This is a genomic window from Pseudomonas sp. 13159349 (genome assembly GCF_013305685.1).
GTDB classification, from domain to species: Bacteria; Pseudomonadota; Gammaproteobacteria; order Pseudomonadales; family Pseudomonadaceae; genus Aquipseudomonas; species Aquipseudomonas asiatica.
The window spans coordinates 5,206,559-5,219,941 of record NZ_CP045553.1 but is presented as its reverse complement, the minus strand read 5'-3'; the positions used below and the strand labels follow the sequence as shown (position 1 = coordinate 5,219,941).

The window sequence follows — 13,383 nt, the reverse complement described above, 5'->3', positions numbered from 1 at the left end:
GGCGGTGAAGGGCGTGTGAAAATTGCATTCGGGCACGCCGGCTAGGTGAAACCTGCACCCGCGCCTACGCTGTAAACTGCAAGACGGTAAAACCGGAGCACGCCCGATGACCCCTATCCTGCAACTGGAAAGCGCGCGGCTGGTACTGCGCCAATGGCACGACGACGACCTGCGCGAGTTCGCCGCCCTGTGTGCCGACCCGCAGGTGATGCGCTACTTCCCGGCGCCGCTGACACGCCTGGAGGCAGCCGCGCTGATCGGCCGCGTGCGCGGGCATTTCAATGAGTACGGCTTTGGCCTGTGGGCCCTGGAGCGCAAGGACAGTGGTGCCTTCATCGGCATGACCGGGTTGTTGCACGTGGGCTTCGATGCCGATTTTGCGCCGGCGGTGGAGATCGGCTGGCGCCTGGCACGCCGCCACTGGGGCCTGGGTTTCGCCAGCGAGGCGGCGTGGACATGCCTGCGCTGTGCTTTCGCCCAATTGCGCCTGGAGGAAGTGGTGTCGTTCACTAGCGAGAGCAACCTGCCCTCGCAGAAGGTCATGCAGGCCATCGGTATGCAGCAGGACCTGAATGGCAGTTTCGAACACCCGCGCCTGCCCGTGGGCCATCCGCTGCGCCCGCATGTGCTGTACCGCATCGATCGAGCTCACTGGGAGCGTACCCTGCGCGCCTGAATGCATGGCCATGCCCGGCGCGAATGACAAACCCTGTATCATTTCCCTAATGGAGGGCGCTTGCCGCAAGATGTTCAGCGCCTATGAGATCGAGCGCCGCCTGGACGGCGCATCGCGAGCAAGACTCGCTCCTACGGAGAACCCCCGATGAGTCATGTGTTGGACGACCTGGTCGACCTGTTGAGCCTCGAGTCCATCGAGGAGAACCTGTTCCGTGGCCGCAGCCAGGACCTGGGCTTCCGGCAGCTGTACGGCGGGCAGGTACTGGGCCAATCGTTGTCGGCGGCCAGCCAGACGGTCGAGGATGCACGCCATGTGCATTCGTTGCACGGCTACTTCCTGCGCCCTGGCGATGCCAGCCTGCCGGTGGTGTATTCGGTGGACCGCGTGCGCGATGGCGGCAGCTTCAGCACCCGGCGGGTGACTGCGATTCAGAAGGGCCAGCCGATCTTCACCTGCAGCGCTTCGTTCCAGTACGACGAGGAAGGTTTCGAGCACCAGGCGCAGATGCCCGAGGTGGTCGGCCCGGAGAACCTGCCCACTGAAGTCGAGCTGGCCCGGGCCATGGCTGACCAGTTGCCTGAGCGCATTCGCGACAAGGTGCTGTGCGCCAAGCCGATCGAGATCCGCCCGGTCACCGAGCGCGACCCGTTCAACCCCCAGCCTGGCGACCCGGTGAAGTACGCCTGGTTCCGCGCCGACGGCAACCTGCCCGATATCCCCGCCCTGCACAAATACATGCTGGCCTACGCCTCGGACTTCGGCCTGCTGACCACTGCGTTGCTGCCCCATGGCAAATCGGTGTGGCAGCGTGACATGCAGATCGCCAGCCTCGACCATTCGCTGTGGTTCCATGGCAACCTGCGTGCCGACGAGTGGCTGCTGTACGCCACCGACAGCCCCTGGGCGGGCAATGCCCGTGGCTTCTGCCGCGGCAGCATCTTCAACCAGGCCGGGCAACTGGTGGCGTCGTCGTGCCAGGAAGGCCTGATTCGCCACCGCAAGGACTGGGCATGAGCCTGGGCGAGGTGCGCAACTGGGTGTTCGACATGGACGGCACCCTGACCGTGGCCGTGCACGATTTTGCCGCCATCCGCGTGGCGCTGGATATCCCGGCCGAGCACGACATCCTCACCCACCTGGCAGCTTTGCCGGCGGACGAGGCGGCGGCCAAGCATGCCTGGCTGCTGGAGCACGAGCGTGATCTGGCAATTGCCTCCACGGCGGCCACCGGGGCGGTGGAACTGGTGCGCGAGCTGGCCCAGCGTGGTTGCCGGCTGGGCATTCTGACCCGCAATGCCCGTGAGTTGGCGCATGTGACGCTGGAGGCCATCGGCCTGGCGGACTGCTTCCCGGTGGAGCACATTCTGGGGCGTGACGAAGCAGCGCCCAAGCCAAGCCCGGATGGGCTGCTGAAGATTGCCAATGCCTGGGGTGTGACACCGGGTGAGTTGGTGATGGTGGGGGATTACCGGTTTGATTTGGACTGTGGGCGTGCCGCAGGGGCGCGCACGGTGCTGGTGAACCTGCCGGACAATCCGTGGCCGGAGCTGGTGGATTGGCATGCGGCCGATTGCCGGGCGCTGAAGGTGATGCTGGGCTGAATCTTGTGTTGGGAATGTGGGCCCTATCGCCGGCAAGCCAGCTCCCACAGGGACACCACTAGAGCTGAGACTTGTGTAATACCTGTGGGAGCTTGCTTGCCGGCGATAGGGCCGGACCTGTCTATGCTGAACCCCAATCTTTTCCCTGAACGGAGACCTATCCATGACCAGCAAGGCCATCTACGTAAAACCCGGCGGCGGCTACGACAAGGTCGAGGTCGGCACCTGCGAGGCCTCTTCACCCGAGGCCGGCGAGATCACCGTGCGCCTGCACGCCAGCTCTCTCAACTACCACGATTTCGCCGTTGTCAGCGGCATGTGGGGCCCGAGCGAGCGGCGCATCCCCATGGCCGATGGCGCTGGCGAAGTGGTCGCGGTGGGGAGCGGCGTCACCGAGTTTCAGGTCGGCGACAATGTGGTCAGTACCTTTTTCCCCGACTGGCTCGACGGCCAGGCAAATGTGGAAGGCTTCGCCAAGGTGCCCGGCGACGGTATCGATGGTTACGCCCGTGAACAGGTCACCGCTCGCGCCACCGCCTTCACCCTGGCGCCCAAGGGCTTCAGCCATGCAGAAGCTGCCACGCTGACCACGGCCGGTCTCACGGCTTGGCGCGCGCTGATGTGCGACGACCACCTCAAGCCCGGCGATACGGTGCTGGTGCAGGGCACCGGCGGTGTGTCGATCTTCGCCCTGCAGTTTGCCAAGCTGGCCGGCGCGACGGTGATCGCCACCTCTTCCAGCGACGCCAAGCTGGAGCGCCTGAAGGCCCTGGGTGCCGACCACCTGATCAACTACAAGAGCGTCCCGGCGTGGGGTGAGAAAGTGCGCGAGCTGACCGGCAACCGCGGCGTCGATCATGTGATCGAAGTGGGTGGCGCGGCGACGCTGGAGCAATCGATGATTGCCGCGCGCATTGGTGGGCACGTGTCGTTGATCGGCATCCTCACCGGCGTGGCCGGGCAGTTGCCGCTGGTGCAGGCGCTGGTGCGGCAGATACGCCTGCAAGGCGTGCTGGTGGGCAGCCGCGCCCAGCAGCAGGCGATGGTGCGGGCGATCGATGCCAACGGCCTGCGGCCGGTGGTGGACAAGCATTTCGAGCTGGAGCAGATCGTCGAGGCGTTCCGTTATCAGGAGAGCAACCGGCATTTCGGTAAAATCTGCCTGACCTGGTAACAGGGCCTGATGCGGTTCTCTTTGTAGGAGCGGCCTTGTGTCGCGAAAGGGCCGCAAAGCGGCCCCCGGCCTGCAATTCTGTAGCTGAAATCGAGGGGCTGCTGTGCAGCCCTTTCGCGACACAAGGCCGCTCCTAAAGGGGATCGTGTCAGGCCTGTTCGGGCAGTAGTCGGTCGCGGCTATTGGACAGGTGCAGGCACACCGCTGCCCGCGCCGCGTCCGGATCCTGCCGGCGGATGGCATTGAGGATCGCCTCATGCTCGAGGTTGGCCAGGTACGCCTGCCGCGCCAGCTTCGCCCCGCTGCGTTCGGCCAGGGCCATGCGGTTGCGCGGGATCAGGCCGTTGCCCAGCTGCAACAGCATTTCAGTGAAGTACAGGTTGCCAGTGGCCTCGGCAATCAACAGGTGAAAGCGCCGGTCGGCCTCGATGCAGCTGTCGCCAGCGGCGGCCAGGTCCTGGTAGTCATCCAGCGCCTGGCGCATGCGCCTCAGGTGCCCCTCATCACGACGTAGCGCGGCCAAGGCGGCGGCCTGGCCTTCCAGGCCGATGCGCAGCTCCAGCAGGTCGCGCACATTCGCCGCGCTTTCCGCAGCGATGCGCAGGCCGGCGTGGGCCTGGCGCTCCATCACGAACGTACCGATACCGTGGCGTGGCTCCACCAGCCCCGAGGCCTGCAATTTCGACAGGGCCTCGCGGACCACGGTGCGGCTGACCCCATGCTCGCGCACCAAGCTGTTTTCCGAGGGCAACTTGTCGCCTGGCTTGAAGGTACCCAGCAAGATCTGTTGGGTCAGGCTGGAGACCAGGTCATGGGCACGGCTGTGGCCGCGTTTGTGGGCTTGTTCGGTGGCCATGGTGTGATCCGAATGTTGTTGTACTTGTACGACAAGTTAATCGATAAAAATATTTTTTGCCGATTTTTCCTGCGGTCAAGCAAGCGAGTAGTTTGTATATTTTTGCAAGATCGGCGCATATAGGCTTTTCTTCAGCTTGTATTTTGTGATTTTGCCGATGTTGTTGATCTTGTCGTACAACTTCGCTGCGCATATGCTCCTCCCCACTGCCATGTCAGACAACCTCGACCCGCACAAAAACAATTAGTGGGAGATCCGCAAGTGAACGATACCCTCGCTCCGTCTGCCCGGAATGAAGGCGACGCCCTGGCCAGCGCCGTGGCCAAGGTCAAGCGCCACGTCCTGCCGCTGTTCGTCATCATGTTCATCGTCAACTACCTGGACCGCGTCAACATCGGCTTCGTCCGCCCCCATCTGGAAAGCGACCTGGGCATCAGCGCCGCGGCCTATGGCTTTGGCGCCGGCCTGTTCTTCATTGGCTACGCGTTGTTCGAAGTGCCCTCGAACATGCTGCTGCAGAAGGTCGGCGCAAGGCTGTGGCTGACCCGCATCATGTTCACCTGGGGGGTGGTGGCCACGGCCATGGCCTTCGTGCAGAACGAAACCCAGTTCTACGTGCTGCGCTTTCTGCTGGGGGTTGCCGAAGCGGGCTTCTTCCCCGGGGTGATCTACTACTTCACCCGCTGGCTGCCGGCCGCCGAGCGTGGCAAGGCGATTGCCATCTTCCTCAGCGGCTCGGCATTGGCGTCGCTGATTTCCGGGCCGCTGGCCGGCGCGCTGATGCAGATCCAGGGCCTGGGCATGCATGGCTGGCAGTGGATGCTGTTCATCGAAGGCATGGCCTCGGTGACGCTGTGCTTCTTCGTGTTCTTCTGGCTCGACTCCAGGCCGCAGGACGCCAAGTGGCTGAGCCAGGCCGAGCAGGAAGCACTGGTGGCCGCCATCGATCGCGAGCAACTTGAGCGCGAAGCGGTCGGCGCGGTCAGGCCATCGGCCTGGAGCCTGCTCAAGGACCGCCAGATCCTGCTGTTCTGCCTGATCTACTTCTGCATCCAGCTGACCATCTACGCCGCGACCTTCTGGCTGCCGAGCATCATCAAGCGCATGGGTGACCTCAGCGACCTGCAGGTCGGCTTCTTCAACTCGATCCCGTGGCTGATCTCGATCCTGGCCATGTATGCCTTCGCCGCCGGCTCGGCGCGCTGGAAGTTCCAGCAGGCCTGGGTCGCAGGTGCGCTGGTGATCGCTGCCATCGGCATGTTCATGTCCACCACGGGTGGGCCGGTGTTCGCCTTTGTCGCGGTGTGCTTCGCGGCCATCGGTTTCAAGTCGGCGTCGTCACTGTTCTGGCCGATCCCGCAGGGCTACCTGGATGCCCGCATCGCCGCAGCGGTGATCGCGTTGATCAACTCGGTCGGCAACCTCGGCGGCTTCGTCGCCCCCACCACCTTCGGCCTGCTGGAGCAGCAGACCGGTTCGATCCAGGGCGGCCTGTACGGCCTGGCGGTGACCTCGGTGCTGGCGGCCATTGCCATCTTCTTCGTACGCACTCGCCCAAAGGGCGTCCCTTCCGATGACCTCAAGGCCCCTTCGGCCCTGGGTCAGAGCCATTGATGACTGCGAGACAACAACCATGAACATGCAGACCCTTCACACCAGCACCCCCGTGGTCACTGATCTGCGCGTGATCCCCGTCGCCGGGCACGACAGCATGCTGCTCAACCTCAGTGGTGCCCATGGCCCGTTCTTCACCCGCAACGTAGTGGTGCTGCGTGACAGCGCCGGCAATACCGGGTTGGGCGAGGTGCCCGGCGGCGAGAAGATCCGCCAGACACTGGAGGACGCCCGCAGCCTGGTGGTCGGCCAGCCGATCGGCCATTACCAGCGCGTGCTCAATGCCATGCGCCAGACCTTCGCCAACCGTGACTCGGCTGGTCGCGGCCTGCAGACCTTCGACCTGCGCATCACCGTGCATGCGGTGACGGCCATAGAGTCGGCGCTGCTCGACCTGCTCGGCCAGCACCTGAACGTGCCGATAGCGGCACTGCTGGGCGAGGGGCAGCAGCGCGAGGCGGTGAAGATGCTCGGTTACCTGTTCTACATCGGCGACCGCCAGCAGACCGACCTTGCCTACCGCAACGAAGCCGATGCCGAGGATGACTGGTTCCGCCTGCGCCACGAAAAGGCCCTGACCCCGGACGCGGTGGTGCGCCTGGCCGAGGCCGCCAAGGCGCGCTATGGCTTCAGCGACTTCAAGCTCAAGGGCGGGGTGTTGCGCGGCGAGGAGGAGATGGAAGCGGTAACGGCGCTGGCCGAGCGCTTCCCCGAAGCCCGCATCACCCTCGACCCGAATGGTGCCTGGTCATTGAAGGAGGCCATTGCCCTGTGCCGCGACAAGCACGATGTGCTGGCCTACGCCGAAGACCCATGCGGTGCCGAGAACGGCTACTCGGGCCGTGAGGTGATGGCCGAGTTCCGCCGTGCCACCGGCCTGCCCACCGCCACCAACATGATCGCTACCGACTGGCGGCAGATGGGCCATGCGATCCAGTTGCAGTCGGTGGACATTCCGCTGGCCGACCCGCACTTCTGGACCTTGCAGGGTTCGGTACGGGTGGCGCAGATGTGCAACGACTGGGGGCTGACATGGGGTTCGCATTCCAACAACCACTTCGATATCTCGCTGGCAATGTTCACCCAGGTGGCGGCTGCGGCGCCGGGGGAAATCACTGCGATCGACACCCACTGGATCTGGCAGGACGGCCAGCGCCTGACCCGCGAGCCACTGCGCATCGTCGACGGGCATGTGCACGTGCCGGCGCGGCCGGGGCTTGGGGTGGAGCTGGATGAAGACCAGTTGGCCAAGGCGCATGAGTGCTACCGCAACATGGGGTTGGGCGCGCGGGATGACAGCGTGGCAATGCAGTTCCTGATTCCGGGGTGGAGCTTCGATAACAAGCGGCCTTGCCTGGTGCGTTGAGGCATAGGGCCCTTTCGCGATTCCTGTTGCTAGTCCGGTGCTTCGAGCGTACCGGGCAGGCGTAGGCAGACGCCTGGCAACAGAGGCCCCGGGAGACCGGGGCTTTTTTGTGGCTGGCAGAAAGTGGTGATGGCTGCACCGGCCCTTTCGCGGGCTTGCCCGCTCCCACAGGTACACCACAGGTTTGAGGGGCGTGGAGTAACTGTGGGAGCGGGCGAGCCCGCGAAAGGGCCCGTACAGCCACAACACACCCAAATGAAAAACAAAAGCTCCAGACGGCCTGGTGACGGGATCGGGTATGCCATTCGCGACTTCTGACGTTAATGGGGATGCCCTGTCGTGATCGAACAGTTCCGGGGCGTTCTCGTGTAATTTCCCACAGCCCTGCGGGGCTTAAATGAAGCCCGACCTGCACTGACACGTTGCTCTGTGACGCGTGCCAAATATCAACAACAGAGCGCGAGTAACGTGTCGACTTATTGATTTCAAAGGAGATATTTTCGCCTACACCTGCCCGTCCATCCTTGTGTCAGTAAAAAGAGAACAACATCAATGAACACCGTGGGATCTGATGGCAACCTTGCACAAGGTTTCAAGCCACGTCACGTAACGATGCTGTCCATCGCCGGCATCATCGGCGCCGGACTTTTCGTCGGCTCTGGCCACGCCATCGCGGCAGCCGGGCCAGCTACCATAATTTCCTATTTCGTGGCCGGGACCTTGGTGGTACTGGTCATGCGCATGCTTGGCGAAATGGCCGTGGCACACCCGGACACCGGATCGTTTTCCACCTACGCCGAGCAGGCCATCGGCCGCTGGGCCGGCTACACCATCGGTTGGCTGTACTGGTGGTTCTGGGTACTGGTAATCCCGATCGAAGCGCTGGCCGCCGGGCATGTGCTGAACGCCTGGTTCCCGCAGGTGGACAGCTGGATATTCGCCCTGGCTTCGGTGCTGCTGCTGGCTGGTACCAACCTGTTCAGCGTGGCCAAGTACGGTGAGTTCGAGTTCTGGTTCGCCATTCTCAAGGTCACGGCCATTTTCGGTTTCATCGGCCTGGGTTTCGCCGCACTTATGGGCTGGCTGCCCAACCGCGAGGTCAGTGGCCTGAGCAGCTTGATGGCCGAGCACGGCGGCTTCGCGCCGAAGGGCTGGTCGGCCGTGGTTGGTGCGTTCATCACCGTGATGTTCAGCTTCATCGGCACCGAAGCGGTGACCATCGCCGCGTCCGAATCGAGCGACCCGTCGCGCAACATCGCCAAGGCCACTCGCTCGGTGATCTGGCGCATCAGTACCTTCTACATCCTGTCGATTTTCGTGATCATTTCGGTGGTGCCGTGGAACGACCCGCAGCTGGCGGTGGTGGGCTCTTACCAGCGTGCGCTGGAGATCATGAACATCCCCAACGCGGCTTTCATGGTCGACCTGGTGGTGCTGGTGGCAGTGACCAGCTGCATGAACTCTTCGATCTACATTGCCTCGCGGATGATGTACTCGCTGGCCAAGCGCGGTGACGCACCGGCCATGCTCAACAAGACCTCCAAGGTCGGTGTGCCACGCGCTGCGGTATTCGGCAGCACGTTGATCGGCGCGGCCATTGCCATCCTCAACTACTTCGCGCCGAAGGGCGTGTTCGAGTTCCTGCTGGCCAGCTCCGGCGCCATTGCCTTGCTGGTGTACATGGTCATCGCCATTTCGCAGCTGCGCATGCGCCGTCGCCTGGAGCGGGAAAACACCGAGCTGAAGTTCCGCATGTGGCTGTTCCCGTACCTGACCTGGGCGGTGATCCTTTTCATTGGCGGGGCACTGGCGGTCATGATGTTCACGCCTGAACACCGGGCGGAAGTGAGCTCGACATTGGGCCTGGCGATCGTGATTTCCTTCCTGGGGATCGTGACCACGCGGGGCAATGCGCAGCCTGTGGGGGTGCGTTCGATGGGGTGATTGAGTTCACCTGGCGGTAGGGCAAAGGGCACCAGTGGATGGGTGCCCTTTGTTTTTTCAGCCTTTCATCATCTTGATGTATCTGATTGCCGCCGGCGCTTTCTCGAAGCGCCGGTGGATCAGGCTAAGCCACGAGCTGGCCTGGCAGTCGACAATACGCCGGTAGTGCACCTGCGGCAGGCTGATGCGCTGCACCACCGATTCTGGCACCACTGCGATGCCTTGGCCGAGTGACACCAGGGTGATCACCGCCACCAGGCTGCCCGGCTGGGGGCCGAGCCTCGGGACGAAACCACCTTGTGCTGCCACTTCCAGCGTGCCGGAGATCTGTTCGGGCAGGATGAAGGTTTCATTGGCCAGGCGCGAGGCCGGGATCTGCGGCACTTCATTTATCCGTGAGCTGGCGGGCAGGGCGAGGACGAAACCTTCCTGGTGCAAGGCGATAGCTTCGAGTTCCTCGGGCAGCTCCATCGGTGAGCGCACATAGGCAAGGTCAAGCAGGCCGTCGCGGACCATGCCGGGCAGTTCGGCCATGGGCAGTTCGCGAATGTTCAGGCGTACGCGGGGGCAGGTTTCGCTGTAGCGGCTGACTTGCTGCTGGAGCATGCCCGAGTACGCGGCCGAAGCCACATAGCCCAGTTCGATGCGCCCGCTTTCGCCTCGGGCGGCCCGTTGCGCGCCCAGTTGTGCAGCATCGAACTGGCGCACGGCATGTTCGGCCTCGATCAAAAGCGCCTGGCCCGCTGCGGTGAGGTTGACCTCGCGCTGGTTGCGCTCGAACAGGCGCACGCCCAGTTCGCGCTCCATGTCCTGTATCTGCCGGCTGAGCGTGGGCGGGGCGATGCCCAGCTGTTCGGCGGCACGGGTGAAATGACCGTGGCGGGCGACGCAGAGGAAGTAGCGGAAATGGCGGATTTCCATGGGTGTTACCTGCAGGGTAATGACGCGAGCCGCCGTGGCTAACAAGCCTGGGGGCTGGTGGCGTTATGGTGAGGCAACACTACAAGGCTGGTGGCTTGGCGGCAAAGGCTGCCTGGGAATTGCAGGGGACCGCTTTGCGGTCCATCGCAGGCAAGCCAGCTCCTACAGGTATTGCGCAATCCTTGAAGGCGGTGCGGTCCCTGTAGGAGCTGGCTTGCCTGCGATGGGCTGCAAGGCAGCCCCGGCGATTTGACTAACCAGCCCTGCATCTGGAGCCTCACCATGCCCTCTGCGCGTTTCACCCTGCTCACCGCCTCCCTGGTCTGTGCCCTGATCATCCTCGACACCAACATCGTCGCGGTCAGCCTGCCCAGCATCGCCCGCGACCTGTCCGGCTCGTTTGCCGATATCGAATGGGTGGTCAGCGCCTACCTGCTGGCCTTTGCCGCCTGCCTGCTGCCCGCTGGCAGCCTGGCCGACCGCTTTGGCCGCCGCCGCATGCTGCTGCTCGGCCTGGCCCTGTTCGGCATCGCCTCGCTGGCCTGTGGCGCGGCGCCCAACCTGCTGTTCCTCGACCTGGCCAGGGCAGCCAAGGGCGTTGGCGCGGCATTGCTGCTGACCTCGGCCCTGGCCGCGATCGGCAACCGCTTCCACCAACCCCAGGAACGCATGCGCGCCTGGGCCTTCTGGGGCACCTGCATGGGCGCCACCATCACCTTTGCGCCGCTGCTGGGCGGGTTGATCGCCAGCACCCTTGGCTGGCGCTGGATCTTCTACATCAACCTGCCGTTGGTGGCAGTGCTCGCAGTGATGGTGTTGCGCAGTGTCGAAGAGTCCCGCGACACCGCTGCGGCCCGGCTCGACCCATGGGGCAGCCTGACTTTCGCCGGCAGCCTGGGTTACCTGATCTGGGCAATGATCGATGCCAACCAGGTGGGCTGGGGCAGTGCGCAAACCCTGGGACGGCTGGTGATCAGCGCCTTCCTGTTCGGCCTGTTCGTCATGGTCGAGCGCAGCCAGGAACGGCCGATGATCGACCTGCGGCTGATGCGCAGCGGGCGCTTCGTTGGCGCCTTGCTGGGGATGTTTGCCTATGCTGCCTGCGCCCAGGTGATGATGACCCTGCTACCGCTTTACTTGCAGAACGGCCTGCAGCTGTCGGCCCTGGCCGCAGGGGCGGGCATGCTGCCGTTTGCCGTGGCCATGCTGCTGACGCCACGCCTGGGCATGCGTCTGGCTGCACACTTGAGCCCGGCGCAGGTGTTCGCGCTAGGCCTGGTTTTGGTCGGGGCGGGTAACCTGCTGTGTGCCTGGGCAACGCAGCAGGGCGGTTACGGTGCATTCGCCCTGGCCAGCCTGGTGCTGGGTGCTGGCGCCGGGCTGCTGAATGGCGATACGCAGAAGAACATCATGGCTTGCGTGCCGCGTGAGCGCACCGGCATGGCTTCGGGGTTGAGTACAACCACGCGGTTCGGGGCGATTGTGCTGGCAATCGGAGGGCTGGGGGGGGTGCTGGCTGCGCGTAGTGGGCAGTTGCTGTATGAGTCAATGGCTGCGGTGGCGCCTGGGCAATCGGGCCAGGTTGCCGCGATGACTACCCGGGTTGCTGCGGGTGATTTGCAGGCGGCGTTGGCGTTGCTTGAGCCCAGGTTGCGGGAAACGATGGCACCCTTGGCCCGCCAGGCGTTCATCGGGGGCTTCGAAGCCGTGTTGCAGGTCGCCGGTGTGGCGGCGCTGCTGTTCGCGATGCTGGTTGGCGTGTTGCTGAGCCGGTCGCTGCCGGCCGTGCCGGAAGTGTTGCTGGCTGAGAGGCAGTCATGAAGCGGGCGGCGGGGCATCACGACACAGCGACTGGGGCATCAAGCCCCTCGACGCGGCATTCGACAATCAGTCATTCAACAGCCATGGCTTCAGTTCCTTGAGGTTGCTCACCACCAGTTGCTGCGCCTCGGGGAGTACTGCCAGGTTGCGGTGGTCGATCAGGTAACGCTGCAACACGTACTTCACCAGTGCCCTGCGGCTGGGCACCACCAGTTGCCCCTGCGTCATGCCGAAGTCGGTTTCGATGATTGCCTTCTGCGCCGCGTTCAATCGCCCGTCAGGTTCGAAGATGATCGGCACCTCGACATTCCAGTCTTCGTCCTGCTCGCGTGTGTTCGGCGATTGGTCGAGCAAGTCTGGTTGCCCACGCAGGCGGCTGAGGACGAAGTCGCGATACTGGCCGTTCTTTTCGCAGTAAGCCCTCACGTGCCAGCGCATGCCGGTGTAGACCAGCGTGTGCGGGGCGATGAGGCGCACTTCCACGTTGGGGGTATTGAAGGACACGTATTCGGTTTCCAGGCGCAGGCCTTCACGGCAGGCCTTGAGCAAGGGACGCAGGACTTCTGGTCGGATGGGGCGGTCCGGCACTTCCAGCACCCGGGTATGCGCGTAGGCCAGTGCCAGCCCGTCGATGTGCGGGGCCCGCTCATTGTTCTGATAAAGCAGGTGCAGGTAGGCGCTGGCGCTGTCGTCGATGAACAGCGGCTTGAACTGCTTGCTCGGTACATAGCCCTTTAGCTGCTTGTCATATGTCAAGTTCTTGGGCGCATGTTCGGTGATGTAGGTATTGATGTCCTTCGACGCCTGCTGGCGGCTGATGCCAAAGCTCTGTATCAGGTGGCCCGTGGTCAGCCGGCCTTCCCACCAGGCAACGGTCTCGATCAAGCGATAGCGAAGTGCCAGGTCCCAGCGTACCTGCTCGATGGATTGCTTGCGTTTCATACCCTCTCCATGTGCGCGATTACTTTACCTGTATAAGTCTACATTCTAGACCTGTCGTTTAACATTACATATCGTGTCGCTGTCTTTGAAACGAATTGAAGTCAGCAAAGGAAAGTGGACATGACTATGTCTGAAGCGGTTTCGACAGGGGCGTTGGTGTTGATTGGGGTAATCCTGGCGGTGCTCCTGATGCAGTACATGAAGTTGCGTGAGCTCTGGCAACTGGCCCTGGCATGCCGTCACAACGCACGATGGGCACGGATTAGGGAGATGGAAAACCGTGAGCTGCGTTCGGCGCGGCGTGCCGACCAGGCGCACATCGCGCAGTTGCAGCGCAAGTTGGTGTTGTTGCAGAGCCTAGTCGCTGCAGAAAAAGGGTAGGGACCTTATCAACAGGCTTGGATGAGTCAAAGGATCATATTTTCAATTCTATGGTAGGGGGTGATGGCATTTTGCCTTGCCATA

12 protein-coding genes are annotated in these 13,383 nt (G+C 63.3%); 9 read left to right on the top strand and 3 right to left on the bottom strand.

Going from position 1 to position 13,383, the window contains the following annotated elements:
• Positions 1–106: 106 nt before the first annotated feature.
• The 4 genes from GEV38_RS24025 to GEV38_RS24010 all read left to right on the top strand — a co-directional run bounded on the left by GEV38_RS24025 (position 107) and on the right by GEV38_RS24010 (position 3,454).
• Positions 107–676: a GNAT family N-acetyltransferase gene (locus GEV38_RS24025; protein ID WP_013974316.1), complete on the top strand. Its 570-nt coding sequence runs from the start codon at positions 107–109 to the stop codon at positions 674–676.
• 147 nt (positions 677–823) lie between these two features.
• Positions 824–1,693, top strand: coding sequence for an acyl-CoA thioesterase II (tesB, locus tag GEV38_RS24020; RefSeq protein ID WP_025340733.1), 870 nt, complete (start codon positions 824–826; stop codon positions 1,691–1,693).
• A complete protein-coding gene (locus GEV38_RS24015) occupies positions 1,690–2,280 on the top strand; it encodes an HAD family hydrolase (RefSeq protein ID WP_013974314.1) in 591 nt (196 codons plus the stop codon). Before tesB ends, GEV38_RS24015 begins: the two co-directional genes overlap by 4 nt.
• Before the next feature lie 163 nt (positions 2,281–2,443).
• A complete protein-coding gene (locus tag GEV38_RS24010) occupies positions 2,444–3,454 on the top strand; it encodes an NAD(P)-dependent alcohol dehydrogenase (protein WP_054573609.1) in 1,011 nt (336 codons plus the stop codon).
• 148 nt (positions 3,455–3,602) lie between these two features.
• Here GEV38_RS24010 and GEV38_RS24005 read toward each other — a convergent pair whose 3' ends face one another.
• Positions 3,603–4,310 carry a FadR/GntR family transcriptional regulator gene (locus GEV38_RS24005; RefSeq protein WP_054573610.1) on the bottom strand — a complete coding sequence of 236 codons (708 nt, stop codon included), beginning with the start codon at positions 4,308–4,310 and terminating at the stop codon, positions 3,603–3,605.
• A gap of 261 nt (positions 4,311–4,571) precedes the next feature.
• Between GEV38_RS24005 and GEV38_RS24000 the strand changes: the two genes are divergently transcribed.
• The 3 genes from GEV38_RS24000 (at position 4,572) to gabP (ending at position 9,234) form a co-directional block, all read left to right on the top strand.
• On the top strand, positions 4,572–5,924 hold the full coding sequence (locus tag GEV38_RS24000; protein ID WP_015271909.1) for an MFS transporter: 1,353 nt from the start codon (positions 4,572–4,574) through the stop codon (positions 5,922–5,924).
• A 19-nt stretch (positions 5,925–5,943) separates the two neighbouring features.
• A complete protein-coding gene (gene gudD, locus GEV38_RS23995; protein WP_054573611.1) occupies positions 5,944–7,290 on the top strand; it encodes a glucarate dehydratase in 1,347 nt (448 codons plus the stop codon).
• A 552-nt stretch (positions 7,291–7,842) separates the two neighbouring features.
• Positions 7,843–9,234 (top strand): GABA permease, encoded by a 1,392-nt coding sequence (gabP, locus tag GEV38_RS23990; protein WP_054573612.1) that lies wholly within the window; start codon positions 7,843–7,845, stop codon positions 9,232–9,234.
• Positions 9,235–9,291: 57 nt separating this feature from the next.
• Here gabP and GEV38_RS23985 read toward each other — a convergent pair whose 3' ends face one another.
• On the bottom strand, positions 9,292–10,155 hold the full coding sequence (locus tag GEV38_RS23985) for a LysR family transcriptional regulator (RefSeq protein ID WP_054573613.1): 864 nt from the start codon (positions 10,153–10,155) through the stop codon (positions 9,292–9,294).
• Between the two features lie 282 nt (positions 10,156–10,437).
• Here GEV38_RS23985 and GEV38_RS23980 point away from each other — a divergent pair, with 282 nt between their 5' ends.
• Complete coding sequence (locus GEV38_RS23980) at positions 10,438–11,976, top strand: MFS transporter (protein ID WP_054573614.1); 1,539 nt, start codon at positions 10,438–10,440, stop codon at positions 11,974–11,976.
• Positions 11,977–12,042: 66 nt separating this feature from the next.
• Here GEV38_RS23980 and GEV38_RS23975 read toward each other — a convergent pair whose 3' ends face one another.
• Positions 12,043–12,918, bottom strand: coding sequence for a WYL domain-containing protein (locus GEV38_RS23975; protein ID WP_054573615.1), 876 nt, complete (start codon positions 12,916–12,918; stop codon positions 12,043–12,045).
• Positions 12,919–13,038: 120 nt separating this feature from the next.
• On the opposite strand from GEV38_RS23975, the gene GEV38_RS23970 reads away from it, so the two are divergent.
• Entirely contained in the window at positions 13,039–13,299 is a 261-nt protein-coding gene (locus GEV38_RS23970; protein WP_054573616.1) for a hypothetical protein, read from the top strand.
• Positions 13,300–13,383: the final 84 nt, after the last annotated feature.